This is a genomic window from Bacteroides sp. AR20, assembly GCF_964250605.1.
GTDB lineage: Bacteria > Bacteroidota > Bacteroidia > Bacteroidales > Bacteroidaceae > Bacteroides > Bacteroides uniformis.
The window spans coordinates 56,446-83,211 of record NZ_CAXUGK010000021.1 but is presented as its reverse complement, the minus strand read 5'-3'; the positions used below and the strand labels follow the sequence as shown (position 1 = coordinate 83,211).

The following is a 26,766-nucleotide window of genomic DNA, read 5'->3' as shown; positions in this document are numbered from 1 at the left end:
CCTTGGCGCGGGCCGTTCCCCGACCGATGAGTTTTCTAGAGATAAATAATGCGTGACACAGTTTATTTTACACTACCCGTTATAATAAAGGAGGCAAACTTCACAGCCAGCCTCCTTTTATGGTACAATTGGCAGCAGGTGAACAGAAATAATGTATCCTGCTGCCTCTTTTGCAAATATACGATTTTCCGTTTAAAGTACAAAATCACTTTGAACAAGTCTTCAGCACAGTATTAAACCTATTTAAATCAGCCGGACTAAGTTCCGGCTTTTTTATTAGTCCGTTTTTAGGGTCTATAAGCAATGGCAATGCCTCTGCGAGTAACTTCTTAAAGCCTCGTTTAGTTTTCGCTTTAGACGATTTATAGAGGTGATTTATGACGGTAAACTTGTAACCTTTACCGAGCCAGTTCCAAGTGAACACATATTGCTGGGGAATGTCATCAATAGACAGGTCGTTAAAATAGGTATCAATGATAAGCCGTACCCCATCCGTCCTTATGGCTACTGCTTCATCGAACATTTCAATATAGGGAACAATGATTGTTCCAAGTCTGAACTCCGTAGGTTCTTTTCTTCTTTTCATCTTAAGCCGCTGATTTTCTGATTTGCTTGTATGTATAACGTGTGTCAGCGCAACAAAGGAAACAGTTAAATCTGTCGGAATTGCTGATGTCCCTCAGATTATACCTATACACGAACTCGTCAACGTATTTCTGCAAATACTTTTTAAGCAGAGTTCTGTATGTACCTTTAACCATACGTTTGAAATGCGTCCAAGCACCCTCTATTCTGTTTGTCGTTATGTGGTCATAACTATATAACTTCTTGCTGTGGTCGACATAGAAACGAGTATAACTGAACCCTATTGGGTCGTAAGCATTGTACTCATCCGTATAAATGATTGCATCCGGATGTATGTATTCCTTAATGAATGCGGACAGAGTGTCAGATTTCGTATCAGGGGTTGCTCGGGCATTCATTAGATTTTCTCGCTGTATCATTCCCACGACTGGAAATTTATCCTTGTGTGAACGTCCTTGCGAGTGAGGGACTTTCTTATCCTTATGACGATTCCCATTTTTACCTCCGACAACCGTTTCATCTATTTCTACTGCCTCTTCCAAGATGTTTTCATTAGCAAGACGCATTGCATGACGTATTTTATGCAACATATACCATGCTGTCTTTTGCGTGACTTCTATATCATTTGCGAGTTGGTAGGAAGAAAGACCTATTTTGTGATTGGTAACAAGCCAAATAGCGATAAACCATTTACGCAAACTTATCTTTGTCTTTTCAAACATCGTACCTGTGCGAACGGTAAAGTTCTTACCTGTATTCTTACAGCGATATTTGCCGCTTTTCAATTTATAAACTCTGGAGGTCTTGTCAAATGGTGAAACAGGTTTGTCATGCCAATTAATGGCCTCAAGATGTTTGATACAGGCTTCTTCCGTAGGGAATAGTTCGTAAAGAGCCATGATTGATTTAACATTAAGTTTGAACGGGTCTTTCATAAGTCTGTCCTCCAATTTTAATGATGTTACAATTTACAAAGATTGATTTGTTCAACAATGAGTTCACGGAGAAAATCTTGATAAAAACCGATAACCTCCTGTGCGTATAACGAAAAAGTGAAAGACGAGGTAACTCGATTTATGATTAAATGATGTGAAATAGTACAATCCACGTTATACATGTGTCATGGTTACAAAACAATCTGCATAATTCTTGAATGCTATGACAAAACAAAAGAGCCGACAACTTATTTTGTATTGGCTCTTTTTATGAGAATGGATATTAAAATGTTAAATAAATAGAAAATACTGGTGCGAGGATTTCCCGACTCCAGCCTTTCTATGATTTTCCAGTGTAGATATGTATATCAGTACCAAAAATAAAGTTAAGTCATGGATAATGAGAGTTATATCATTATGAAAGGTCAGGATGGCCGCTTTACTTTGTGAAATAAAAACAACTGGATATGAGGATTGTGGAGCATAGCGTAAGACGTTGGGAGTCTTACCCGGAAGCAGACACGGAAACCTGCCTGTGGGAAGCCTGCGTGGAGCACGAAGGCGAATATTACGAGGTACAGGTGGAAGCAAGGGAGGTCGGCGATGACAAGATGTATTATATGGGGTATATCAGGAATACCCAATGTATAAAAGCGTATTTCAGTGACGGCTGGCTGGGCTTCGGCTTTTCCGATATACGTGGCACGTGCAAGTATATCCTGAAGTCAATGCGGAAAGTGATCCGGGGGGACTACAGCTCCATCAGGGGAGCGGGCCATTCGGTAGACATGCCTTGATAAATAAACCAGGTCCGGGACGGAGATTTCAAGGGCTGTTCTCCCAAATAACGGGGAACAGCCCTTTTTTTGTTGCCGCCAGCGGCGAAAGGTTAAAAGAGAGACAGGCCGCTGAAGAGGCAGTGGATGAACAGACGACCTTTCTCGGTCCACACCGTATGCATGGCTGTACCGGTTTCCCCGCAGCGGCTCTGCCAGCTGTGCGTATGGGTCCGTGTGTATCCTTCCTTCTGATAACGTGCGGTAAGCAGCCAGGTTCCGCCAAGGCGGAACTGGATACCGAGAGCCTTCAGTCTCCGGTTCAGCTCCCTGCCGCTCATGCCCAACTCCTTGGCGATCTGCGTGACCGTGTAAGTGCTTGGAGAGTGGAGCACCTCGTCGAAATAACGTACTTTCGGGGCCTGCAGGCTCAATTTAAGGGCGTTCAGCGCGTTTTCCTTTTCCAGTCCGGATATGTACCGGTCACGCTCTCTCAGCTTGGCTTCCGCCAGTTGCAGGGTCCGCGAGAGCAGTTCCGCGTCCGTTTCCCCCTCTTTTTCCAGCAGGTAGCCGCCCTCCTTGAGCGTGCGGGGGACCAGCTCGTCGAAGATCCAGCTTTCGAACCTCTCGGCCGAGGGCAGGCGGCTACAGGCCATCAGGCGGTACAGGTTCCCCTCGTCGATGAACTTCACTTTCTGCCGGCCGCCTGCCGTCAGGAGGTCGTGGACGCATACCCCCTTCGGCCTGCAATGCCGGTTGACGGCATCCTTGGGATTGGCATATCCCAATGCCGAGGCCACGTCCCTGGCGCAAAACCAGACCCTACCTCCGGCTTCCACGGTCCGGACCTTGCCGAACTCGGGATGTTCTGTTATGACTAACGTGCGCATGTCGTTTACTGTTTATAGGTTGATTCTATCGCTTTGAATATCTCATGGATTACCTGGGGGACGATGGCGTTCCCGTATCCCTTGACGGACTGCTGCCGCCAGGAAGAAAAGGTAATACCGTCCAGCTCGTGGGGAACCCCATCATCTCGGCCACAAACAGGGGATTGAGTTGGAAACTCCTTCCAGTTTGGGCAAAGAAATCGGGAAGGCCTCCCTGCCGCGGGTTCTTCCCCTTCCTTCCAATGTGCTCCAAGGTCGGGAGCAGCCCGTGGAAGTCCAGGAAGTCCGTCAGGCCGTTGGGATTCTTCTCCCCGTCTTCCGTCTCGTGCATGGAGGTGCGCCCCTGACGTTTCCAACGTTCCACCCGTTGCCAGTGGTGTATCTCCGTTGCTGTCGGGGTGGGCAGCAGCATCTCGCGGATGCTCTCCGGCAGGCCCTTCTGTTGGCTTCCGGGTCCCCTTACCTTGAAGTCCGAGGCTATCGGCGTGGGCAACAAACCAGACACGGTCCCTTCTGTGCGGGGCACCGACGGCACAAGCCGGAATAAGCAGCGGCTGGACGGTATATCCTTCACGCTCAAGATCACGGCAGATGGTCTCGACGACGTATTCCTCCCGCTTACGGTATACAGGCTGATCCTCTCCGAACAGAGAGGGCTGACATCCCACGTGAGCCGCCTTGCCGGGCTGTACCACCTGGAGGATGCCACCAACGTTCTCACCAACAATCCAACCGGGCCGGATCTCGTGAATGGCACGGAGCATGTGAGGCCAGAGGTAACGGCTGTCCTCCGCACCCTTTCGCCGGCCGGCAACGGAAAAGGGCTGGCATGGAAAACCTCCTGTGAGGATGTCGATCCGTCCCCTTCATCCCCGAAAATCCGTAGTTGTAATATCCGTATAACTTTCTGCATGGCTGAACCAGTAATTTAAAATTCGGTTACAAAACTCATCTATCTCACAGTGGAAGGCGTTGCGCCATCCCATTCATTCGGCGGCAAGATCTGCCGCACCAAACCCGCTGAACAGCGAGGCATGTACCAACTGTCTCATATTTATTATCTGATTGAAGGTTCCGTTTCTTTTTTTTCTTTCTCCGCCACTTCCAGAATGAAGGCTTTCTCGTCTATCTTCCGGTAGACGCCCCCCATCTCAAGCATGTTCTTGAGCCGGAGGATGTCGGTGATTTCATAGACTGTCATACCGTTCCGGTGGACGAAACGGATGTAGCCTTTCTGTCTTTGTCTTTCCACTTCCTCACGGCTTATCTGCAGCAGTTCGCAGATTTCTTCCAATGTGAAGGTCAACTGCACTTCCTTCGTCGCGCAGGCATAGGCCAGGATACTCAGCATCTGCAGGCATTTGCGATGCGCCTTGACAAGAGACGCAAACTTGTTGCGCTCGATCATGATGACTTTACTTTGATTTTCCATCTTCTATGATTTTTTTACGGGTTTGTTATTTCTGATGTCCGGATTTTCGTCCCTGTATTCCTCACGGAGGAACCGGTATACATCGGAAGCCCAGAAGTATATCTTGCCGCTCAGCTTGAAATAAGGCAGCTTGCCCGAGTTACGCCAGCGGATGAGGGTCCGGTCACAGACTTTCAGCTGCAGGCGCATGTCACGGCTGTCCAGCATCTGTTTGCCATTAAAGCTGGTCATGGCATCCAGTGCCGTTTCCAGCCGGGTGATGAGATCCCGCTGCTCGGAGAAGCTCTTCTGGATTAATGCTTTCAGCATTTCGATGTCTTCATTTCCTGCTTCCATCTTTTGTTCTTTTTCGTTCGTCATTTATCCTTCTTTCTGCCGCAAAGTTTGGGAAAAAGGAAATGTAAAAATAGGGCTGACGGATACCGCCAGCCCTATTTTTTATCTGTAATACACTTATTATCAATATCTATTTCTTTTATTTTTTTTGTTTGCCCGAATAAAACGCGGCAGGATTGGAAGTTGTCTTTAGATTTTAAAAAGTATCGATATGCCTTCGAATTTCCAATAAAAAAAGGACCAGCAAATAATGTCGGCCCTTAATAAAAAGTTTTCGATTGATTTGTTGCACTCGAAAATATTGACTATCTTTGTGATAGAGATATTTGAAATTATGCAGAGAAACGCAATATGCAGCAAGACTTTTGCTACTAATGTGTTACCTGTTACCTTTGAATTTAGCCCTTACTTTTTGATTTTCAAAAAGATAAAATCAATCACTTAGATTTAGTATATAAAAAACATTTTGTTTTTATGCGATAGAACGAGATGTTCTGTTAAGAGAAACAAAGTGTTCTCTTTAATGAAACAAACTGTTCTGTTAAAGGAAACACTTTGTTTTGCCAAACCAAACACGCGACAGCGCCAGCCTTCACATTCTTTCGGCATATCATGAAAAAGGCAGTAACTTCGCAGTTACTGCCTCATCTTGAAAGGAAACATACATTCCTTTCTGTTATGAATTACCAAAAAGAATTCTATTAATTGACGCTATACAGCAACCATGCCTTCTGGAAGTCATCATTCGAAGGATGTTTAGCTTTGAAAGAGTCGCGCAGATTCTCGGCGGATGCTCTGTCATCGAATGTACCGATAACTACACGATACAGGTTTCTTTCTGCATTGTAAACCACCATTGCAGTATAGCCTTCATTCACCAATGCCTGCTTCACACCTTCCGCATTAGCTTTCACGCTATAAGCTCCGCAAACTACACTAAAGGTTTTCAAGCTGGTACCACCTGATACCACAGTCACCTTTTCCTGACGCATGCCGGCAGGTGCACTTTCCACCACCTTTACTTCTACTGGAGCGGTAACCACTGGAGCCACCTCTTCAGCAGGGGCAGTTGTTTGCGGCTCAGCCAATTCCTGCTGTTTTGCCTTTTCATATGCTTTCTTATAAGCACTTTCACTTGATTTACAAGAAGAGAATGCCAGAGCTATGCATACTCCCATTCCCAATACGGCTAATTTTTTCATCTTTTCTATTGTTTTTATTAGTAAAATCGTCTATTCTTATTCTTTATCTCAAAATTTTCGAAAAATAGATTTCGTGCCCTCATATTCCAAACGCAATGAAGAGTAGGACAAATCTTCTACTTTAAAGGTACATTTTCCTTCCGGCCACCCGAAATAAGTATCATAATTTTTATCGTTAACACTTTCAGGCAACAAAATAATGGAAATTTCAGCACCTTTCAAAGAATAATTTCCAAAAAACGTAGTCACCCCTCCATCTTTCAACAAACATATGGCAGAAAAACTTCCTTTTTGAAAATTATAGAATACACTGTCCACCTTCTCTGATGTACCGTCGGCATATTGATACTGACGCAACTGCCACTTACCGGCCAAGTCACCCCCACCATTCATGCAAGCGGTCAAAATACAAGCCACCAATACAATCCAAAGATATTTTAAATGCAATTTCATCATTTTTCCATGCCACTATCTAAATATGGAACAAAAGTACACCATAACATGCGATTATACCTCAGCATCCTTAGTTAAATATAATTAAACCCCTCCATAAAAAGAGATTTCCCGGAAGACTTGACGTATATTTGCCAAATATAAACAGGGCATGAGGCTCACTTAATTGATTACATGACATTTGAAAATTTGAATTTGATAGAACCTATATTGAAGGCTCTTCAAGAAGAGGGGTATTCCACCCCTACCCCAATCCAGGAAAAATCGATCCCTATATTACTTCAAGGAAAAGACTTATTAGGATGTGCTCAAACCGGAACAGGCAAAACCGCCGCATTTTCCATCCCTATCTTGCAAAAGTTGTATAAAACGGATAACCGCAAAAGTATCAAAGCACTCATTCTGACGCCGACCCGCGAGTTGGCCATACAGATAGGAGAATCCTTCAGTGCATACGGTAAGTATACCGGACTGAGACATGCCGTCATCTTCGGCGGTGTAGGACAAAAGCCACAGACAGATGAACTGAAACGTGGAGTACAAATACTGGTTGCAACTCCCGGACGACTGCAAGACCTGGTCAACCAAGGTTTCATTAACCTAAAAGCACTCGAATTCTTCGTATTGGACGAAGCAGACCGGATGCTGGACATGGGATTCATACATGATATCCGACGCATATTAAAGCTATTGCCCGCAAAACGGCAGACTCTCTTCTTTTCGGCCACAATGCCTCCAGAAATAGAGACCTTGGCAAACTCCATGCTGACGCACCCCGAGAAAGTGGAAGTCACCCCTGCATCGTCTACGGTTGACACAATCTCCCAATCAGTCTATTTCGTTGAGAAAAAAGAGAAAAAAGACTTACTGATTCATCTGCTGAAGAATCCGGCTATCAAGTCCGTACTTATCTTCACCAGAACTAAATATGGAGCAGACAAACTTGCACGTACCCTTAGTAAGTCCGGAATGAGAGCCGAAGCCATACATGGAAACAAGTCGCAGAATGCCCGACAGCGAGCACTGACCGGCTTTAAGAACCATGAACTGCGTGTACTGATAGCAACCGATATTGCAGCACGAGGTATCGACGTGGACCAACTATCACACGTCATCAACTATGAGTTGCCCAACATTCCGGAAACATACGTGCACCGTATCGGACGAACCGGACGTGCCGGCCACGACGGTATTGCCCTCTCCTTTTGCGAATCGGAAGAACTGCCTTACCTGAAAGATATCCAAAAATTGATAGGGAAAAGTATCCCAGTAATAAAAGAACACCCATTTGTCACCGCCGATGGTTTAAAAGCCCAGAAAATCAAGACTGAAGAAATTAAGGCCAAAACCAAGGAAAACAAAATCTATCGCGGGAGCCGTACGAATGGAGACTTTTGGAGAAGAAAAAAGCAAACCTCGCAAAACAACACCCCAAAAGGAGTTGGAAGATAAAGACAATCATAAAAAAACTGATATTCCGAACAAAGTTTCAAAAAAATTTGTTAGTTTTGTCGTACGAACCTCAAAAAAGAAAGGAATATCATTATGAAAGGATTAAATGTTTTAGCAGCTTTCCTGGGTGGCGCCGCAGTAGGTGCAGCCCTCGGTATCTTATTTGCTCCTGAAAAAGGAGAAGACACCCGTAACAAAATCGCAGAAATTCTCCGTAAGAAAGGGATTCGTCTGAACCGAAGCGAAATGGAAGACTTGGTAGATGAAATTGCTGCGGAAATCAAAGGTGAAGTAACGGAATAAGGTAAAAAACAGAACCACTATGTTTGCAGACGACAAAAGTATAGAAAATATGCAGCAGCTCTTCATTGAATTCAAGAAATACCTGGAGCTGCAAAAAGAATATACCAAACTGGAAGTCACCGAAAAACTGTCCAAACTGCTTTCTACGCTTTTATTGGTGCTATTGGTCGTCATACTCGGCGTAGTGGTTCTGTTTCATCTGTCGTTTACGCTGGTCTATATTTTAGCTCCGCTGGTAGGCGGGCTAATGATGAGTTTTGCACTTATCACGTGCTTCCATATCCTACTCATCGTTCTGCTTGTCCTATTCCGCAAAAAGCTCATTATTGATCCGACAGTAAAACTTATCGCAGAATTATTCTTAGACAATTAATTCGAAATATTCATGGATAATACGACCAATACGACTCCCGTCACTTTAGAAAGCATCGCCCAGAAAAAAGCCATGCTGCTACAAGAAATACGACTCCAGAAAGAAATCATGACTGGGCTTACACAAGAAATTTTTGCTCCGCTGGAACCAGCTACCAACAAGGCAAATGCCATGATGAGAGCATTCAACACGGGTATGGCTGTTTTTGACGGTATAGTATTGGGGGTAAAGGTAATGAAGAAATTCAGAAAAATATTTGGAAGAAAGAGATAGAATATCGGATAAAAAAAGAGGGGATGGCCATAACAGTCATCCCCTCTTTTTTATCCGATATAGTCTGAGCACTTTTATACGTACGTCTCAAGCAACTTCACTGCTCCTTCAGGCACAATCGTCACTTCTTGGGTTGCAGCTGGCAGCAGGATTGTTTCGCCCGCTTGTACGGAAACTTCATTCTTCTCATTATCAATAATACGGCAAGAACCCTCCACACAAATAAAGATAACAAAAGAATCCAGTTCAGAATAGTCACAAGTGATTTCTTCCGTCATGTCATAGATGGAAGTCGTGAAATACGGGCTTGCCACCATTTCTACCGGTTCATTCTGCACCTGCTCGTACTCCGTACGAAAATCGTCCTGCACATCTGCAAAATTAATGGCATCAATGGCCTGGCTTGTATGCAGTTCTCTTGATTTACCATCCTTATCCTTACGATTGTAATCAAAAATACGGTAAGTGATATCCGACGTTTGCTGTATTTCTGCTACAAAAGCTCCCGCACCGATTCCATGTACCCGACCTGCAGGCACATAAAACACATCGCCCGGTTTAATGGCGCAAGTCTGCAGAACATCCGCAAACGTACCATTATACACTCGTTCCTTATATTCTTTCGGAGTAATCTGCTCTGCAAAACCGGAAATCAGCTTGGCACCCTGGTCAGCAGCAATAACATACCACATTTCATTTTTACCAAAACTGTTATGACGTTTCTTAGCCAACTCGTCACCCGGGTGTACCTGAATCGACAAGTCCAACTTGGCATCAATAAACTTTATCAATAAAGGAAACTTATTTCCGAAACGTGCATAGTTGGCTTCTCCTACCAGGTCTTCCTTATATTTTCTGACCATATCCGGCAGCGTCAATCCTTTGTCTGCACCATTGGCCACTATAGACTCACTGCCTTCTACTGCCGACACTTCCCAACTCTCGCCTACATTGGCAAGGGTATCATTCAAATGTTTGAATGGAATAATCTTGTCGCCTCCCCAAAGCGTCTGCTTCAGAATAGGCTCAAATTTTAGAGGATACATTCGTTGTTTTTATTAGAACTTTCTGTTAATGATGTGATTTTTTTAGATTCCGGGGGCAAACATACAAAAAATATCAATTTGTATTCCATTTGTTAAACGCTAAACTTTCCTAAAATGTTCTCCACATTTCCTTCCAATTACTTGGGGGAACAAAAGAATTTCTTTTTATTTGCAAGAAATTTAATTAATACCATGGATATGATAAACACTACTCCAACAGAAAGTAATTTGTCCGGTTTGAACCAAAAAGACTTTCAAAAGGATATAAATAACAAAAAGACAGATTTGTTTATCCTGAAGAATGCCCAGGGAATGGAAGTTGCAGTTACTAATTACGGCTGTGCAATACTTTCCATCATGGTACCCGACAAAAATGGCAAATATGCCAATGTTGTATTAGGACACGACAGTATTGAACATGTAATCAACAGCCCGGAACCTTTTCTAAACACTACCATCGGACGCTACGGTAACCGGATAGCTAAAGGAAAGTTTACTTTATACGGCGAAGAGCACCAATTGGCAATCAACAATGGTCCCAACTCACTGCATGGTGGTCCGACTGGTTTTCATACCCGTGTATGGGATGCTGTCCAGCCAGAGCCATCAACAGTCATCTTCAACTACACATCCGCTGACGGCGAAGAGGGCTTCCCCGGAAATCTCGAAGTAGAAATGACTTATCGCCTGGAGGATGAGACCAATGCTCTGGTCATCGAATACCGGGCTACTACCGATAAAGCCACCATCGTCAATCTGACCAATCACGGTTTCTTCAATCTTGCCGGTATAGCCAATCCCTCCCCTACAGTCTTAAACAATATCGTTACCATCAACGCAGATTTTTATGTACCCATCGATGAAGTATCCATTCCTACCGGAGAGATATTGAAGGTAGAAGGTACTCCTATGGATTTCCGTACTCCCCATACTCTTGGTGAACGAATTGATGAGAAACATACACAAATTGTGAATGGCGCAGGATATGACCATTGCTATGTACTGAACAAGACTGAAAGTGGAGAGCTGAGCCTTGCAGCCACCTGCATAGAGCCCAACAGCGGGCGAACGATGGAAGTATATACCACTGAAAATGGCGTCCAGCTCTACACAGGAAACTGGCTCGGGGGCTTTGAAGGTGCCCATGGAGCCACTTTCCCTGCAAGAAGTGCAGTCTGCTTTGAGGCCCAGTGTTTTCCCGATACGCCCAACAAGTCCCATTTTCCGTCGGCAGTATTGCTACCGGGTGATGAGTACCAGCAAGTGACAATCTACAAGTTTGGTGTACAAGAATGAAATAACTAATCCAATTTATAAACTTATTAATTTTACAAAACCATGACACAACAAAAACAGAATGGTAAACTCATCGCAATTATCACGATGATCTTCCTTTTTGGTATGATTTCATTTGTTACCAACCTTGCTGCCCCTATGGGAATCGTACTGAAAAATCAGTTTTCAGTATCCAACGCTTTAGGGATGTTGGGTAACTTTGGTAACTTTATTGCATATGCAGTGATGGGAATACCAAGCGGCATCTTACTACAACGGGTAGGGTATAAAAAAACGGCATTGATAGCAGTAGCTGTAGGCTTTATCGGTGTAGGTATCCAATATTTATCCGGTCATTCAAGCCCTGATATGGCTTTTGCCGTATATTTGATTGGCGCTTTCATCGCCGGTTTCTCCATGTGTTTGCTTAATACGGTAGTCAACCCGATGCTGAACAAGCTCGGCGGCGAAGGTAACAAAGGAAACCAGCTTATCCAAGTGGGTGGTTCTTTCAACTCCGTAATGGCCACCATTACTCCGATGTTCGTAGGTATCCTGATTGCCGGTTCCATTGAAAAAGCTACTATCTCTCAGATATTCCCTGTAATGTACACAGCAATGGCTGTATTTGCCATCGCGTTCTTCGTTCTTTTGATTGTGCCCATACCGGAACCCAATGCTGCAACTTCAACAGAACCTATCGGTAAGTTGATGTCAGGCGCTTTAAAATTCCGCCACTTCATTTTGGGAGCTATAGCGATCTTTGTATATGTAGGTGTCGAAGTTGGTGTACCGGGTACTCTGAACTTGTTCTTGACCGATCCGATTGAAAAGGGAGGAGCAGGCATTTCTTCCACCATTTCCGGTTTTGTTGTAGGTACATATTGGTTCCTCATGCTGATTGGACGTCTGGCCGGCGCTTCATTGGGTGCAAAAATCTCCAGTAAGGCAATGCTTACCTTTACTTCCGCATTAGGCTTACTTTTGGTATTCCTTGCCATCTTCTCATCTACCGGTTCGCTTGTCAATCTGCCGGTACTCCAACAAAGTGCTACGGGAGGTCTCTCTTTCGGATTTGCAGAAGTACCCATCAATGCAATGTATCTGGTACTGGTAGGTCTGTGTACTTCCATCATGTGGGGTGGTATCTTTAATTTGGCCGTAGAAGGATTGGGTAAATATCTGGCAGCGGCTTCCGGTCTGTTCATGGTATTGGTATGCGGCGGCGGCATCTTGCCCGTTATCCAAGGTTTGGTGGCCGACATTGCAGGTTTCATGCCGAGTTACTGGGTTATCATCGCAGCCCTTGGCTATCTGTTGTTCTACGGTTTGGTAGGCTGCAAAAATGTCAATAAGGACATCAAGGTCGATTAACAAGAAAATATAGGTAATTTATTTATTCACCTTATAAAATATAAATATCATGGATATAGAATACGTAAGAAGCCGTTTCATCAAGCACTTTGACGGAACAACGGGAGCTGTTTATGCTTCTCCGGGTCGCATCAACCTTATCGGTGAGCATACAGACTATAACGGTGGTTTTGTATTCCCCGGAGCAATCGATAAGGGAATGATTGCAGAAATAAAGCCCAACGGCACAAACACAGTAAAAGCTTATTCCATCGACCTGAAAGATTATGTGGAATTTGGCTTGAATGAAGAAGATGCACCCCGCGCAAGCTGGGCAAGATATATCTTTGGCGTGTGCCGGGAAATGATGAAACGCGGTGTAGATGTAAAAGGTTTCAATACCGCTTTTGCAGGCGATGTGCCTCTGGGTGCAGGAATGTCCTCGTCAGCAGCTTTGGAAAGTACCTATGCCTATGCTTTGAACGACTTGTTCGGTGACAACAAGATAGACAAATTTGAATTGGCAAAAGTGGGACAATCTACGGAACACAACTATTGTGGCGTAAACTGTGGTATCATGGACCAATTTGCTTCTGTATTCGGAAAGAAAGGAAGCCTCATCCGCCTGGATTGCCGTTCACTGGAATATCAGTATTTCCCATTCGACCCGCAAGGCTATCGTCTGGTTCTTGTAGATTCTGTAGTGAAACACGAACTTGCATCTTCAGCATACAACAAACGTCGTCAAAGCTGCGAAGCTGCTGTTGCCGCTGTTCAGAAGAAGCATCCACACGTAGAATTCCTGCGTGACGTTACCATGGGCATGCTGGAAGAAGCCAAAGCCGACATCAGCGCAGAAGACTATATGCGTGCAGAATATGTCATCGAAGAGATTCAACGCGTACTCGACGTTTGCGACGCCCTGGAAAAAGGCGATTATGAAACTGTAGGCCAAAAGATGTATGAAACACATCATGGCATGAGTAAGTTGTATGAAGTAAGCTGCGAAGAACTCGATTTTCTGAATGACCTTGCATTCGATTGTGGAGTTACCGGTTCACGTGTCATGGGCGGTGGATTCGGTGGATGTACAATCAATCTGGTAAAGGATGAATTGTACAGTACATTCATCGAAAAAGCAAAAGATGAATTCAAGAAGAAGTTCGGCAGAAGCCCAAAAGTATATGATGTAGTCATCAGCGACGGTGCCCGCAGATTAGAATAATAGACATCAGCATTCAAATAAAAGGCGTTTCCCAGTAATGGGAAGCGCCTTTTTCTTCTCCCCTATTCCACCGTTTTCCACTCTAAAAACAAAATCATCCGAGAAGTTTATTCCGAACACATCTATCTGTACAGCCAGTTGGCACAGATATGTTTCTTGACACTTATGTTGCATAACATATAAAAGTGTACAGCCTACACTAAAGAAAAGTGTTACTTTTACACCCAAAGAAAGATAATCATCTCATTTACATTAAATACAAAACCATGAAAAGACATGTTCTACTTGCAGGAATTGCCGCAATGATGCTAACTGCGTGCAATCAAAAGACAGAAACAACGCTTACGCTGTCCGGTCTTGATCCAGTAAAATTCCAAACAACAGTCAATGACGCCCAGACACAGCTTTATACGCTGAAGAATAAAGCGGGCATGGAAGTATGCATCACAAACTTTGGGGGACGTATTGTATCCATTATGGTACCCGACAAAAATGGAGTTATGCAGGATGTAGTATTGGGCTTTGACAGCATTGCCGATTACATCAACATTCCAAGTGACTTTGGTGCTTCTATCGGACGCTACGCCAACCGGATTAACCAAGGGAAAATCGTTCTTGACGGAGATACTATACAGTTACCACAGAACAATTTCGGACATTGCCTGCACGGTGGCCCCAAAGGATGGCAATACCAAGTATACAGTGCCAATCCCATTGACAGCACAACTCTGGAGCTCACCCGCATTTCACCGGATGGAGACGAGAATTTCCCAGGTAATGTTACGGCAAAAGTACTTTTCAAGTTAACGGATGACAATGCCATTGATATAAAATACAGTGCAACAACAGACCAAAAGACGGTTATCAATATGACTAACCATTCTTATTTCAATTTATCAGGTGATCCTTCAAAGGCAGCAACAGACCACATCTTATACATCAATGCAGACAACTATACTCCGGTAGACAGTACTTTCATGACAACGGGTGACATCATCTCCGTCAAAGAAACACCAATGGACTTTACCACTCCCAAGAGTGTGGCACAAGACATCAACCGGACGGACTTTGAACAAATAAAGAACGGAAACGGATATGACCATAATTGGGTACTGAATACTAAAGGTGACCTATCCCAAGTGGCAGCCAAACTGACATCGCCTATAAGCGGCATCACCCTGGAAGTTTATACCAATGAGCCAGGCATACAAGTATATACCGGGAATTTCCTGGACGGCACCGTAAAAGGTAAAAAAGGCATTACTTACAACCAGCGCGCTTCCGTATGCCTCGAGACACAACATTATCCGGATAGCCCCAACAAAGCCCAATGGCCTTCTGTCGTACTGGAACCCGGACAAATTTACAACAGTGAATGTATCTTCAAATTTTCCGTAGAAAAATAACAGTAACCTTATAAATCATTTATTATCGTGGAAACATTAGATTGGTTAGTCATTGGAATCTTTTTCCTGGCTTTAATTGGAATTATTGTCTGGGTTGTCAAACAGAAACAGAATGACTCAGCAGACTATTTTTTAGGTGGTCGTGATGCCACATGGCTCGCTATCGGTGCATCTATCTTTGCATCCAACATCGGTTCGGAACACTTAATCGGATTAGCCGGTGCCGGTGCTTCCAGCGGTATGGCGATGGCACATTGGGAAATACAAGGCTGGATGATCCTTATCTTAGGTTGGGTATTCGTACCGTTCTATTCGCGAAGTATGGTATTCACAATGCCTGAATTCCTAGAACGCCGCTATAATCCACAATCACGTACAATATTGTCTGTAATATCTTTAATCAGCTATGTACTGACAAAAGTTGCCGTGACGGTTTATGCAGGAGGATTGGTATTCCAACAAGTATTCGGTATAAAAGAACTTTGGGGAATCGACTTCTTTTGGATTGCCGCCATCGGTCTGGTTATACTGACTGCGCTCTACACAATCTTCGGAGGAATGAAGTCGGTACTTTATACCTCCATCCTGCAGACCCCCATCTTGCTGTTAGGTTCACTGATAATCCTTGTACTCGGCTTCAAAGAATTGGGAGGCTGGGATGAGATGATGAGAATCTGCGGTGCAGTCACAGTGAACGATTATGGCAACACAATGACAGAACTTATACGCAGTAATAACGACCCTAACTTCCCTTGGTTGGGTGCACTGATTGGTTCAGCCATTATCGGATTCTGGTATTGGTGTACAGACCAGTTCATCGTGCAACGCGTACTTTCCGGAAAGAATGAAAAGGAAGCACGGCGCGGTACCATCTTCGGAGCTTACCTGAAATTATTGCCCGTATTCTTATTCCTTATCCCAGGCATGATTGCTTTCGCATTACACCAAAAATATCTCGGAACCGGGGGAGAAGGTTTTCTACCTATGCTGGCAAACGGAAATGCCAATGCAGATGCTGCTTTCCCAACTCTAGTAGCAAAATTGCTTCCTGCAGGAGTCAAAGGTTTGGTTGTTTGCGGTATTCTTGCAGCATTGATGAGTTCTCTCGCATCTTTGTTCAACTCATCTGCTATGCTTTTCACCATTGACTTCTACAAACGTTTCAAGCCGAACACTTCTGAGAAAAAGTTGGTAGGAATTGGACAGATGGCAACTGTTGCGATTGTGATATTGGGTATACTCTGGATTCCCATTATGCGCAGTGTAGGCGATGTACTTTACACCTACTTACAAGATGTACAATCTGTATTAGCACCAGGCATTGCCGCAGCCTTCCTCTTGGGGATCTGCTGGAAACGCACCTCTGCACAAGGCGGTATGTGGGGACTGATTGCCGGAATGATTATCGGTTTAACCCGTCTGGGGGCAAAAGTATATTACAGCAATGTAGGAGATGTGTCAAGCAGTACCTTCAAGTATCTGTTCTATGATATGAACTGGCTGTTTTTCTGCGGATGGATGTTCTTGTTCTGCATCGTAGTGGTTATCGCAGTCAGCATGTTTACAGCTGCCCCAAGCGCTGAAAAGATTCAAGGGCTGGTATTCGGAACTTCAACTCCTGAACAAAAAGCAGCTACACGTGCGAGTTGGAATAAATGGGATATCATTCATACCCTTATCATCCTGGGTATTACTGCTGCTTTTTATTGGTATTTCTGGTAAATCGGTATGTTGCTATGATATATATCCATGCAGCATACCCCTTAAACAAAAATTAAGATATGAGTAATTACTATAGTTCAAATCCGAAACTTTATGTAGGTATCGACTGCATTATTTTCGGTTTCAATGAAGGAGAATTGAACCTGCTGTTGCTGAAGCGTAACTTCGAACCGGCAATGGGCGAATGGTCGCTGATGGGTGGATTCGTGCAGGAAGACGAAAGCGTGGATGATGCAGCCAAACGAGTCCTGAATGAACTAACCGGACTGGAAGATGTATATATGGAACAAGTCCAAGCTTTCGGAGCCATAGATCGTGACCCAGGAGAACGCGTAGTCTCCATTGCTTACTATGCGCTCATCAACATCAACGAATACGACAAAGAATCCGTACAGCAACACAATGCTTTCTGGGTAAATATCAATGAACTGCCAGCGCTAATCTTTGATCATCCGCAAATGGTGGAGAAAGCTCGGAAGTTGATGCAACAAAAAGCGTCCACCGAACCAATCGGCTTTAATCTACTACCTAAACTGTTCACGCTGTCACAACTGCAAAGCTTATACGAAGCTATATACGGCGAGAGCATTGACAAACGGAACTTCCGAAAACGCATAGCAGAAATGGACTATATAGAAAAAACTGACAAAATAGACAAAACGGGGTCCAAACGTGGAGCTGCTTTATATCAGTTTAATGAGAAGGCATACCGCAAAGCTCCGAAATTTAAGCTCTGAGAACCTAATATTCAACAACTTGTAATTAGTAATTTAAATAATATGCAGGAAGCACTGAAAGACAAAGTATTCCATGCTAACCTTGAACTGGTGAAGCACGGATTGGTTATCTTCACATGGGGCAATGTATCGGGCATTGACCGCGAATCTGGCCTGGTGGTCATCAAGCCCAGTGGGGTGAGTTACGATGAAATGAAAGCAGAGGATATGGTGGTAGTGAATCTTGACGGCAAGGTCGTGGAAGGACGGTTAAAGCCCTCTTCAGACACGCCGACCCATCTGGTTCTCTACAAGGCATTCCCCGAAATCGGCGGTGTGGTGCACACGCACTCTACTTACGCCACAGCTTGGGCACAAGCCGGATGTGACATACCGAATATAGGGACAACACATGCCGATTATTTCCACGACGCCATACCCTGTACAGCAGACATGACGAAGGAGGAAGTGGAAGGAGCGTATGAACTGGAAACGGGAAATGTCATCGTAAAACGCTTTGAGGGACTGAACCCGGTACATACTCCCGGAGTATTGGTAAAGAACCACGGTCCTTTCTCGTGGGGAAAAGACGCACACGAAGCGGTACATAATGCCGTAGTGATGGAGCAGGTGGCAAAAATGGCAAGTATAGCCTATGCCGTGAACCCCAATCTGACCATGAATCCGTTACTGATAGAAAAGCATTTCAGCCGCAAGCACGGTCCTAACGCTTATTATGGACAGAAATAACTATCATTCTTTAAATATAAACTATAAAAATAAATTGTATGAACGCATTTGAACAATATGAAGTATGGTTCGTAACCGGAGCACAGCTCTTGTACGGAGGTGACGCAGTTATCGCGGTAGACGCACATAGCAATGAAATGGTGAAAGGTCTGAATGATTCCGGGAAACTGCCCGTAAAGGTAGTATATAAAGGTACGGTCAATTCATCCAAAGAAGTAACTGCTGCCTTCAAGGCCGCCAACAACGACGAAAAGTGTATCGGGGTCATCACCTGGATGCACACCTTCTCTCCTGCCAAAATGTGGATTCACGGTTTGCAGGAACTGAAGAAGCCATTACTACACTTCCATACACAGTTCAACAAGGAAATTCCCTGGGAGACGATGGACATGGATTTTATGAACCTGAACCAATCGGCTCACGGCGACCGCGAATTTGGACACATTGTGACACGTATGCGAAAGAACCGCAAAGTGGTAGTAGGCCACTGGCAGGACGAAAAAGCCCAAAACCAGATTGCCGCATGGATGCGCGTAGCTGCCGCATGGGCTGATGCGCAGGATATGCTCATCATCCGCTTCGGCGACCAGATGAACAACGTGGCTGTGACAGACGGTGACAAGGTCAGCGCCGAACAGGTATTGGGCTATCATGTGGACTACTATCCCATCAATGATGTGATGACATACTACAATGCTGTCAGCGACGAGGACGTGAAGGCACTCGTAGCAGAATACTTCAAGCTCTACGACCACGCTCCCGAACTGGAAGACGCACGTACGGAAGCCTACACCAAAGTATGGAACTCCGCCAAGGCCGAAATCGCCATTCGCCGCGTGCTGAAAGACACGGGTGCCAAAGGCTTCACCACCAACTTCAACGATTTGGGCGACTTTGACCAAATCCCCGGACTGGCCTCACAGCGACTGATGGCAGAAGGTTACGGCTTCGGTGCCGAAGGCGACTGGAAAACTGCAGCACTGTACCGTACCACTTGGGTGATGAGTCAAGGTATGCCGAAGGGGTGCTCCTTCCTTGAAGACTATACGCTGAACTTCGACGGAGAAAAGAGCGCCATCCTGCAAGCACATATGTTGGAAGTCTGTCCACTGATTGCCGAACAGAAGCCGAAACTGGAAGTGCACCGTCTGAGCATCGGTATCGACAGCGAAACAGCCCGCCTGGTATTTACCAGCAAGCAAGGTGAAGGTGTAGCCGCTACCATCGTAGACCTGGGCAACCGCTTCCGCCTCATTGTGAACAAAGTAGAATGCATCAAGAGCAAGCCTCTGCCCAAGTTGCCCGTTGCCAGTGCACTGTGGATTCCAATGCCCAACCTCGAGGTGGGCGCTGCAGCCTGGATTCTGGCCGGAGGTACACATCATACCAGCTTCTCCTACGACTTGACGGTGGAATATTGGGAAGACTTTGCCGAAATGGCCGGCATCGAAATGGTGGTTATCGATGAAAATACCACCATTAGCGAGTTCAAAAAAGAATTGCGTATGAATGAAGTCTACTATATGCTGAACAAGGCACTTTGCTGATAATCATTACAGATTACCGATTGCGGACTACTAATTACACGTACCACAAACGTAACTAGTAGTTTGCAATCAGTAATCCGTAGTTTATAATCGTACTATAAATCCGTAATTTATCATTAATACCATGAAATTAGATGCAAAATCAACCATTGAGGCAGGTAAGGCCATCCTTGGTATAGAACTCGGTTCCACACGAATCAAGGCGGTTTTGATTGACCAGGAAAACAAACCCATCGCCCAGGGAAGCCATACTTGGGAGAATCAGTTAGTCGACGGACTGTGGACATATAGCGTCGAGGCTGTCTGGTATGGGTTGCAGGATTGCTACGCAGACCTTCGTACCAATGTAAAGAGCCTCTACGATACAGAGATAGAAACCCTGGCAGCCATCGGTGTCAGTGCCATGATGCACGGCTATATGGCATTCAATGAAAAAGAAGAAATCCTTGTACCCTTCCGTACCTGGAGAAATACTAATACCGGCCAGGCTGCCGCAGCCCTATCCGAACTATTTGTCTACAACATCCCTCTGCGTTGGAGCATCTCCCACCTCTACCAAGCCATCCTGGATAATGAAGGGCACGTTCCATCCATCAATTACCTGACCACCCTTGCAGGTTTTGTCCACTGGCAAATAACCGGCCAAAAGGTACTGGGCATAGGAGATGCCTCCGGTATGCTCCCCATCGATCCCATCACCAAAAACTATTCTTCTGAAATGGTGGATAAGTTCGACAAACTTATTGCTCCGAAAGGATACGACTGGAAACTTCGGGATATTCTGCCGAAGGTATTGTCGGCTGGTGAAAACGCAGGCTTCCTTACTCCCGAAGGAGCCAGTCGCCTCGACGTATCGGGACATCTGAAAGCAGGAATTCCCGTCTGTCCGCCCGAAGGTGACGCTGGAACCGGCATGGTTGCCACCAACGCCGTAAAGCAGCGCACTGGAAACGTATCGGCAGGCACCTCCTCTTTCTCAATGATTGTATTGGAGAAAGAATTGTCCAAGCCCTACGAAATGATTGACATGGTAACCACCCCCGACGGAAGCCTCGTAGCTATGGTGCATTGCAACAACTGCACTTCCGACCTCAATGCCTGGATCAATATTTTCAAAGAATACCAGGAACTGATGGGTATCCCCGTAGATATGGACGAAATCTACGGAAAGCTCTATAACCACGCCCTGACAGGCAATGCAGACTGCGGAGGCCTCATCTCATACAACTACATATCAGGCGAACCTATAACGGGACTGGCAGACGGACGTCCACTGTTTGTACGTTCGGCAAACGACAAGTTCAACCTTGCCAACTTCATGCGCACCCATTTGTATGCTTCAGTGGGAGTTCTCAAAATCGGCAACGACATCCTTTTCAATGAAGAGAAAATCAGAGTAGACAGAATCACCGGTCACGGAGGACTCTTCAAAACCAAAGGAGTAGGCCAGAGAATACTGGCAGCTGCCATCAATTCACCCATTTCCGTTATGGAAACAGCCGGCGAAGGTGGTGCCTGGGGTATTGCCCTCCTCGCTTCCTACCTTGCAAACAACGGAAACGACCAATCCCTTGCCGACTTCCTGGACAAGCATGTATTCACCGGAAATGCCGGTATTGAAATCTCACCGACAGCCGAAGATGTAAGCGGATTCAACACCTACATCGAAAGCTATAAAGCTGGTTTGCCCATCGAAGAAGCAGCAGTAAGATTCAAGAACTAAGTATTTAATAACACTAAAAAACTATGAACACAAAGTTATTTATCAGTAGCATATTTCTCTCCACCTCGTTGTCACTCTTCGCACAGAAAAGTGCCACTATCACTTTACACACAGACCAGAGCGGGCAAATCATTCCCAAAGAAATCTACGGCCAATTTGCAGAGCATTTGGGAACTTGTATCTATGGCGGACTTTGGGTAGGTGAAAACTCCGATATTCCCAACATCAACGGTTATCGCACCGACGTATTCAATGCACTGAAGGAGCTCCGTGTACCCGTCCTCCGCTGGCCGGGCGGCTGTTTTGCCGATGAATACCACTGGATGGACGGTATCGGCCCTAAAGAAAACCGCCCCAAAATGGTGAACAACAACTGGGGAGGCACTATCGAAGACAACAGTTTCGGAACCCATGAGTTCCTCAATCTCTGCGAAATGCTGGGTTGTGAACCCTATATCAGCGGAAACGTAGGCAGTGGTACCGTAGAAGAACTTGCCAAATGGGTGGAATACATGACCTCCGAAGGAGACTCCCCCATGGCACGCCTGCGCCGCCAGAACGGTCGCGACAAAGCCTGGAAAGTGAAATACCTCGGTGTGGGTAACGAAAGCTGGGGTTGCGGTGGAAGCATGCGTCCCGAATATTATGCCGACCTCTACCGCCGCTATTCCACCTACTGCCGCAACTATGACGGCAATAGCCTTTTCAAGATAGCCAGCGGTGCCAGCGACTACGACTATAACTGGACCAAAGTGCTGATGGACCGCGTAGGCGGCCGTATGCACGGTCTTTCCTTGCACTACTATACCGTCAGCGGATGGAACGGCAGTAAAGGCGCCGCCACCCGATTCAGTAAAGACGATTATTACTGGACACTGGGCAAATGCCGCGAAATAGAAGATGTCATCAAGAAGCATTGCACCATTATGGATGAATACGACCCTCAAAAGAACGTGGCTCTTATGCTTGACGAATGGGGAACCTGGTGGGACACTGAACCGGGTACCAATCCCGGACATCTGTACCAACAGAATACATTGCGTGATGCTTTTGTCGCTTCCCTCAGCTTCGACATCTTCCATAAATATACCGACCGTCTGAAAATGGCAAACATTGCCCAAATCGTCAATGTATTGCAATCCATGATTCTGACCAGCGGAAAAAACATGGTACTCACCCCCACTTATTATGTATTCAAAATGTACAATGTACACCAGGATGCCACCTACATTCCTCTTGAGCTGAACTGCGACATGATGGATGTACGCGACAACCGCAGAATACCAATGGTCAGCGCTACCGCCTCCAAAGACCCAAACGGCAAGATACACATTTCCATGTCCAACGTAGATGCAGACAATGCACAGGAAGTGACCATCAATCTGTCTGGAACGAAAGCCAAGAAAGCAGTTGGTGAAATATTGACTTCCACCAATCTGACGGACTACAATTCATTTGAAAATCCCGACAATGTGAAACCCGTTCCGTTCAAAGAGGTAAAAATCAATAAAGATATTCTCAAGATTAAACTTCCGGCCAAATCAATCGTTACTATTGAGTTACAGTAAAACTACCGTGCACCGCACAAAATCAGCTAAATACGTTTAGTATCATTTTAGCAGCAAAAAGGCAGTAATACTGATAAAAAAGACACTCTTCGAGTGTTGTGAATTACGCATAAAGAGTTATCTTTGCCCTTGGAAAACCTACAAGGACCAAATAACCTATTGATAATATTCAAAATTAATTAGATTCAATATGAACGACAACAAACTTATGAACCGTGCGGCGGACAATATCCGTATCCTTGCTGCATCCATGGTTGAGAAAGCCAACTCCGGGCATCCGGGCGGTGCCATGGGTGGTGCTGACTTTGTAAATGTACTCTTCTCAGAGTTCCTGGTATATGACCCTGAAAATCCGGCTTGGGAAGGTCGTGACCGTTTCTTCCTCGACCCGGGACACATGTCACCGATGCTTTACTCTACATTGGCCCTGACCGGCAAGTTCACGCTGGACGAACTGAAAGAGTTCCGCCAATGGGGAAGCCCTACTCCGGGACATCCCGAACGTGACATCATGCGCGGCATCGAAAACACTTCCGGACCGCTCGGCCAGGGACACACATTTGCAGTCGGTGCAGCCATCGCAGCCAAGTTCATGAAGGCACGTTTCGAAGAAGTAATGCCACAGACCATCTACGCTTATATTTCTGACGGTGGCATCCAGGAAGAAATCTCCCAAGGCTCAGGCCGTATCGCCGGAGCATTAGGGTTGGATAATCTCATCATGTTCTATGATGCCAACGACATTCAGCTTTCTACCGAGACAAAGGATGTGACCATCGAAGATACCGGCAAGAAATACGAAGCTTGGGGCTGGAAAGTCATTAAAATCAATGGTAACGATCCCGATGCCATCCGCGGTGCACTGAACGAAGCCAAAGCTGAGAAAGAGTGTCCGACGCTGATTATCGGCCATACCGTAATGGGTAAAGGTGCCCGCAAGGCAGACGGCAGCAGCTACGAGGCTGATTGTGCCACGCACGGTGCTCCTCTGGGCGGCGACGCTTATATAAACACTATCAAGAATTTGGGTGGTGACCCGACGAATCCGTTCGTCATCTTCCCCGAAGTGGCCGAACTATATGCCAAGCGTACAACTGAGCTGAAGAAAATCATGGCTGAAAAGTATGCAGCCAAAGCTGCATGGGCAAAAGCCAACCCCGAAAAAGCCGCCAAACTGGAAATGTTCTTCTCCGGCAAGGCTCCCGAAGTGAATTGGGCCGCCATCGAACAGAAAGCAGGCGTTGCCACCCGCGCAGCATCTGCCACTGTGCTCAGTGCTCTCGCCACTCAAGTAGAAAATATGATTGTTGCTTCTGCCGACCTTTCCAATTCCGACAAGACAGACGGATTCCTCAAGAAAACACATGCCTTCAAGAAAGGTGATTTCAGCGGTGCATTCTTCCAGGCCGGTGTTGCCGAGCTGACTATGGCATGTTGCTGTATCGGTATGGCACTGCATGGCGGTGTAATCCCCGCTTGCGGAACATTCTTCGTATTCTCCGACTACATGAAACCTGCCGTACGTATGGCAGCCTTGATGGAAGTTCCTGTGAAGTTCATCTGGACACACGATGCCTTCCGTGTAGGTGAAGACGGTCCTACCCATGAACCGGTAGAGCAGGAAGCCCAAATCCGCCTGATGGAAAAACTGAAAAACCACAAGGGACATAATTCCATGTTGGTACTCCGCCCGGCAGATGCAGAAGAAACAACTGTGGCATGGAAACTGGCAATGGAAAATACCACAACCCCAACCGGTTTGATTTTCTCCCGCCAGAACATCGCCAACCTGCCCGAAGGCAACGATTACGAACAAGCTGCCAAAGGCGCTTATATTGTAGCCGGCTCCGATGAAAATCCAAATATAATCCTCGTTGCTTCAGGCTCGGAAGTTGCCACATTGGTAGCCGGTACTGAATTGCTGCGCAAGGATGGCATCAAGGTGCGTATCGTGTCCGTTCCTTCCGAAGGTCTGTTCCGTAGCCAAGCTCCGGGATATCAAGAAGGCATTATCCCGTGTGGTGCCAAGGTATTCGGCCTGACAGCCGGTCTGCCCGTCACACTGCAAGGGCTGGTAGGTCCCCGCGGTAAAGTATGGGGATTGGAATCATTCGGATTCTCGGCACCTTATAAAGTGCTGGACGAAAAGCTCGGTTTCACCGCAGAGAACGTTTACAAACAAGTAAAAGCAATGTTATAATCATTATCCAATGTGCTGATGTGCTGATTGCCCGCGCCCTACAAGCTGCAGGCATCAGCACATTGGCACATTGGTATATTAACTGACCATCATGAAAACAATAGGAATCTGTTCCGACCATGCAGGCTTCGAATTGAAGGAATATGTCCGCGGCTGGCTGGAAGCCAAAGGCTGGGCTTACAAGGACTTCGGGACCTACTCAACCGAGAGTTGCGACTATCCCGACTTTGCGCATCCGCTGGCTCTGGCCGTTGAAGCCGGAGAGTGCTATCCGGGTATTGCCATCTGCGGAAGCGGTGAAGGCATCAGTATAACGCTGAACAAGCATCAGGGTATCCGCGCAGCCCTCTGCTGGACAGCAGAAATAGCCCATTTGGCACGCCAGCACAATGATGCCAATGTGCTTGTCATGCCAGGGCGATTCATCAGTACCGAAGAAGCCGACATGATTATGAGGGAATTCTTCAGTACACCATTCGAAGGCGGACGCCACCAACGAAGAGTGGACAAGATACCGGTACACTTGTAAAGCAGTAGAATCACATTCTTTATGATATCCGCCCGAAGCTCTGACATTCTGATAGAATCGTGAGAAACTTCGGGCTTTTTATTTGCCCCTTTTTCTTATTTTTCACAGTGAAGATGCTCATTGTCTTCAAATAAAAACTATCTTTGTGGTTCGATAACCCGGATATTTTTTAGATATGGAACGACTGAATACCATAAAAGAGCTTATCAACCAGGGAAATGTAGAGCAAGCCATCCAGCAGCTTGACGAAATACTGCAAACAGACTTTCCCGGCAAAGACGAAGCTTACTACCTGCGGGGAAATGCCTATCGGAAACAAGGCAACTGGCAACAAGCACTGAACAACTATCAGTATGCCATCGACCTGAACCCCGAAAGCCCGGCACAACATGCCTATCAAATGGCTATGGACATCCTGAACTTCTACAACAAGGATATGTACAATCAATAAATAAAGAACGTAAATTATGGCAAAAATCAAAGGAGCAATCGTAGTAGACACCGAACGTTGCAAAGGCTGCAACTTGTGTGTGGTAGCGTGTCCGCTCAACTTAATAGCCCTCACCAAGGAGGTGAATGTGAAAGGGTATAACTATGCCCACCAAATATTGGAAGATACTTGTAACGGCTGCGCCTCGTGCGCCACAGTATGTCCGGACGGATGTATCTCAGTATATAAAATAAAAGTAGAATAAA

Annotated in this window: 28 protein-coding genes; 19 read left to right on the top strand and 9 right to left on the bottom strand. The window is 45.7% G+C overall.

Annotated elements, in window-relative coordinates; translation table 11 throughout:
• Positions 1–205: 205 nt before the first annotated feature.
• Together ACESTD_RS12160 and ACESTD_RS12155 are read right to left on the bottom strand one after the other, a co-directional pair.
• On the bottom strand, positions 206–586 hold the full coding sequence (locus tag ACESTD_RS12160) for a hypothetical protein (RefSeq protein WP_005801101.1): 381 nt from the start codon (positions 584–586) through the stop codon (positions 206–208).
• Position 587: 1 nt separating this feature from the next.
• A complete protein-coding gene (locus tag ACESTD_RS12155) occupies positions 588–1,520 on the bottom strand; it encodes an IS1595 family transposase (RefSeq protein ID WP_042987123.1) in 933 nt (310 codons plus the stop codon).
• A gap of 467 nt (positions 1,521–1,987) precedes the next feature.
• On the opposite strand from ACESTD_RS12155, the gene ACESTD_RS12150 reads away from it, so the two are divergent.
• Positions 1,988–2,317 carry a hypothetical protein gene (locus tag ACESTD_RS12150; protein WP_074910876.1) on the top strand — a complete coding sequence of 110 codons (330 nt, stop codon included), beginning with the start codon at positions 1,988–1,990 and terminating at the stop codon, positions 2,315–2,317.
• 92 nt (positions 2,318–2,409) lie between these two features.
• On the opposite strand, the gene ACESTD_RS12145 is transcribed toward ACESTD_RS12150, so the two are convergent.
• The 6 genes from ACESTD_RS12145 to ACESTD_RS12120 all read right to left on the bottom strand — a co-directional run bounded on the left by ACESTD_RS12145 (position 2,410) and on the right by ACESTD_RS12120 (position 6,609).
• Complete coding sequence (locus ACESTD_RS12145; RefSeq protein WP_074910879.1) at positions 2,410–3,186, bottom strand: phage antirepressor KilAC domain-containing protein; 777 nt, start codon at positions 3,184–3,186, stop codon at positions 2,410–2,412.
• A 5-nt stretch (positions 3,187–3,191) separates the two neighbouring features.
• Entirely contained in the window at positions 3,192–4,037 is an 846-nt protein-coding gene (locus ACESTD_RS12140; protein WP_225700322.1) for a DNA cytosine methyltransferase, read from the bottom strand.
• A 206-nt stretch (positions 4,038–4,243) separates the two neighbouring features.
• On the bottom strand, positions 4,244–4,618 hold the full coding sequence (locus ACESTD_RS12135) for a hypothetical protein (protein WP_008766487.1): 375 nt from the start codon (positions 4,616–4,618) through the stop codon (positions 4,244–4,246).
• Positions 4,619–4,621: 3 nt separating this feature from the next.
• Entirely contained in the window at positions 4,622–4,954 is a 333-nt protein-coding gene (locus tag ACESTD_RS12130) for a helix-turn-helix domain-containing protein (RefSeq protein WP_008766486.1), read from the bottom strand.
• Between the two features lie 701 nt (positions 4,955–5,655).
• Positions 5,656–6,156 carry an SPOR domain-containing protein gene (locus tag ACESTD_RS12125; protein WP_005826564.1) on the bottom strand — a complete coding sequence of 167 codons (501 nt, stop codon included), beginning with the start codon at positions 6,154–6,156 and terminating at the stop codon, positions 5,656–5,658.
• A 48-nt stretch (positions 6,157–6,204) separates the two neighbouring features.
• Positions 6,205–6,609 carry a lipocalin-like domain-containing protein gene (locus ACESTD_RS12120; RefSeq protein ID WP_022402107.1) on the bottom strand — a complete coding sequence of 135 codons (405 nt, stop codon included), beginning with the start codon at positions 6,607–6,609 and terminating at the stop codon, positions 6,205–6,207.
• A gap of 174 nt (positions 6,610–6,783) precedes the next feature.
• Between ACESTD_RS12120 and ACESTD_RS12115 the strand changes: the two genes are divergently transcribed.
• The 4 genes from ACESTD_RS12115 to ACESTD_RS12100 all read left to right on the top strand — a co-directional run bounded on the left by ACESTD_RS12115 (position 6,784) and on the right by ACESTD_RS12100 (position 9,010).
• Entirely contained in the window at positions 6,784–8,061 is a 1,278-nt protein-coding gene (locus ACESTD_RS12115) for a DEAD/DEAH box helicase (RefSeq protein ID WP_373158895.1), read from the top strand.
• A 93-nt stretch (positions 8,062–8,154) separates the two neighbouring features.
• Positions 8,155–8,364 (top strand): YtxH domain-containing protein, encoded by a 210-nt coding sequence (locus ACESTD_RS12110; protein WP_005826568.1) that lies wholly within the window; start codon positions 8,155–8,157, stop codon positions 8,362–8,364.
• 19 nt (positions 8,365–8,383) lie between these two features.
• Positions 8,384–8,737, top strand: coding sequence for a phage holin family protein (locus ACESTD_RS12105; RefSeq protein WP_005826569.1), 354 nt, complete (start codon positions 8,384–8,386; stop codon positions 8,735–8,737).
• A 12-nt stretch (positions 8,738–8,749) separates the two neighbouring features.
• A complete protein-coding gene (locus ACESTD_RS12100) occupies positions 8,750–9,010 on the top strand; it encodes a hypothetical protein (RefSeq protein WP_005826570.1) in 261 nt (86 codons plus the stop codon).
• A 74-nt stretch (positions 9,011–9,084) separates the two neighbouring features.
• On the opposite strand, the gene ACESTD_RS12095 is transcribed toward ACESTD_RS12100, so the two are convergent.
• Positions 9,085–10,056, bottom strand: a complete 972-nt coding sequence (locus ACESTD_RS12095) for a type I phosphomannose isomerase catalytic subunit (RefSeq protein WP_005836045.1) — start codon at positions 10,054–10,056, stop codon at positions 9,085–9,087.
• 198 nt (positions 10,057–10,254) lie between these two features.
• Here ACESTD_RS12095 and ACESTD_RS12090 point away from each other — a divergent pair, with 198 nt between their 5' ends.
• The 14 genes from ACESTD_RS12090 to ACESTD_RS12025 all read left to right on the top strand — a co-directional run bounded on the left by ACESTD_RS12090 (position 10,255) and on the right by ACESTD_RS12025 (position 26,765).
• Positions 10,255–11,352 carry an aldose epimerase family protein gene (locus ACESTD_RS12090; protein WP_034528954.1) on the top strand — a complete coding sequence of 366 codons (1,098 nt, stop codon included), beginning with the start codon at positions 10,255–10,257 and terminating at the stop codon, positions 11,350–11,352.
• A 42-nt stretch (positions 11,353–11,394) separates the two neighbouring features.
• A complete protein-coding gene (locus ACESTD_RS12085) occupies positions 11,395–12,705 on the top strand; it encodes a sugar MFS transporter (RefSeq protein ID WP_005826573.1) in 1,311 nt (436 codons plus the stop codon).
• Positions 12,706–12,754: 49 nt separating this feature from the next.
• On the top strand, positions 12,755–13,909 hold the full coding sequence (gene galK, locus ACESTD_RS12080; protein WP_005826576.1) for a galactokinase: 1,155 nt from the start codon (positions 12,755–12,757) through the stop codon (positions 13,907–13,909).
• 266 nt (positions 13,910–14,175) lie between these two features.
• Positions 14,176–15,315, top strand: a complete 1,140-nt coding sequence (locus ACESTD_RS12075; protein ID WP_373158896.1) for an aldose epimerase family protein — start codon at positions 14,176–14,178, stop codon at positions 15,313–15,315.
• 27 nt (positions 15,316–15,342) lie between these two features.
• Complete coding sequence (locus ACESTD_RS12070) at positions 15,343–17,037, top strand: sodium:solute symporter (protein WP_005826581.1); 1,695 nt, start codon at positions 15,343–15,345, stop codon at positions 17,035–17,037.
• A gap of 59 nt (positions 17,038–17,096) precedes the next feature.
• Positions 17,097–17,774, top strand: a complete 678-nt coding sequence (locus ACESTD_RS12065) for an NUDIX domain-containing protein (protein ID WP_195288596.1) — start codon at positions 17,097–17,099, stop codon at positions 17,772–17,774.
• 42 nt (positions 17,775–17,816) lie between these two features.
• On the top strand, positions 17,817–18,503 hold the full coding sequence (locus ACESTD_RS12060) for an L-ribulose-5-phosphate 4-epimerase (protein WP_195288595.1): 687 nt from the start codon (positions 17,817–17,819) through the stop codon (positions 18,501–18,503).
• Between the two features lie 38 nt (positions 18,504–18,541).
• Positions 18,542–20,050 carry an L-arabinose isomerase gene (araA, locus tag ACESTD_RS12055; RefSeq protein WP_005826587.1) on the top strand — a complete coding sequence of 503 codons (1,509 nt, stop codon included), beginning with the start codon at positions 18,542–18,544 and terminating at the stop codon, positions 20,048–20,050.
• A gap of 124 nt (positions 20,051–20,174) precedes the next feature.
• The gene (locus ACESTD_RS12050; protein WP_373158897.1) at positions 20,175–21,773 is read left to right on the top strand and encodes a xylulokinase; all 1,599 of its coding nucleotides are present in this window, start codon (positions 20,175–20,177) and stop codon (positions 21,771–21,773) included.
• Positions 21,774–21,796: 23 nt separating this feature from the next.
• A complete protein-coding gene (locus tag ACESTD_RS12045) occupies positions 21,797–23,341 on the top strand; it encodes an alpha-N-arabinofuranosidase (protein ID WP_373158898.1) in 1,545 nt (514 codons plus the stop codon).
• A gap of 190 nt (positions 23,342–23,531) precedes the next feature.
• Positions 23,532–25,541 (top strand): transketolase, encoded by a 2,010-nt coding sequence (locus ACESTD_RS12040; protein ID WP_005836034.1) that lies wholly within the window; start codon positions 23,532–23,534, stop codon positions 25,539–25,541.
• Positions 25,542–25,632: 91 nt separating this feature from the next.
• Positions 25,633–26,070: a ribose 5-phosphate isomerase B gene (gene rpiB, locus ACESTD_RS12035; RefSeq protein WP_005826596.1), complete on the top strand. Its 438-nt coding sequence runs from the start codon at positions 25,633–25,635 to the stop codon at positions 26,068–26,070.
• 175 nt (positions 26,071–26,245) lie between these two features.
• Positions 26,246–26,521: a tetratricopeptide repeat protein gene (locus ACESTD_RS12030; protein ID WP_005826598.1), complete on the top strand. Its 276-nt coding sequence runs from the start codon at positions 26,246–26,248 to the stop codon at positions 26,519–26,521.
• A 16-nt stretch (positions 26,522–26,537) separates the two neighbouring features.
• Positions 26,538–26,765 (top strand): ferredoxin family protein, encoded by a 228-nt coding sequence (locus ACESTD_RS12025; protein WP_373158899.1) that lies wholly within the window; start codon positions 26,538–26,540, stop codon positions 26,763–26,765.
• Position 26,766: the final 1 nt, after the last annotated feature.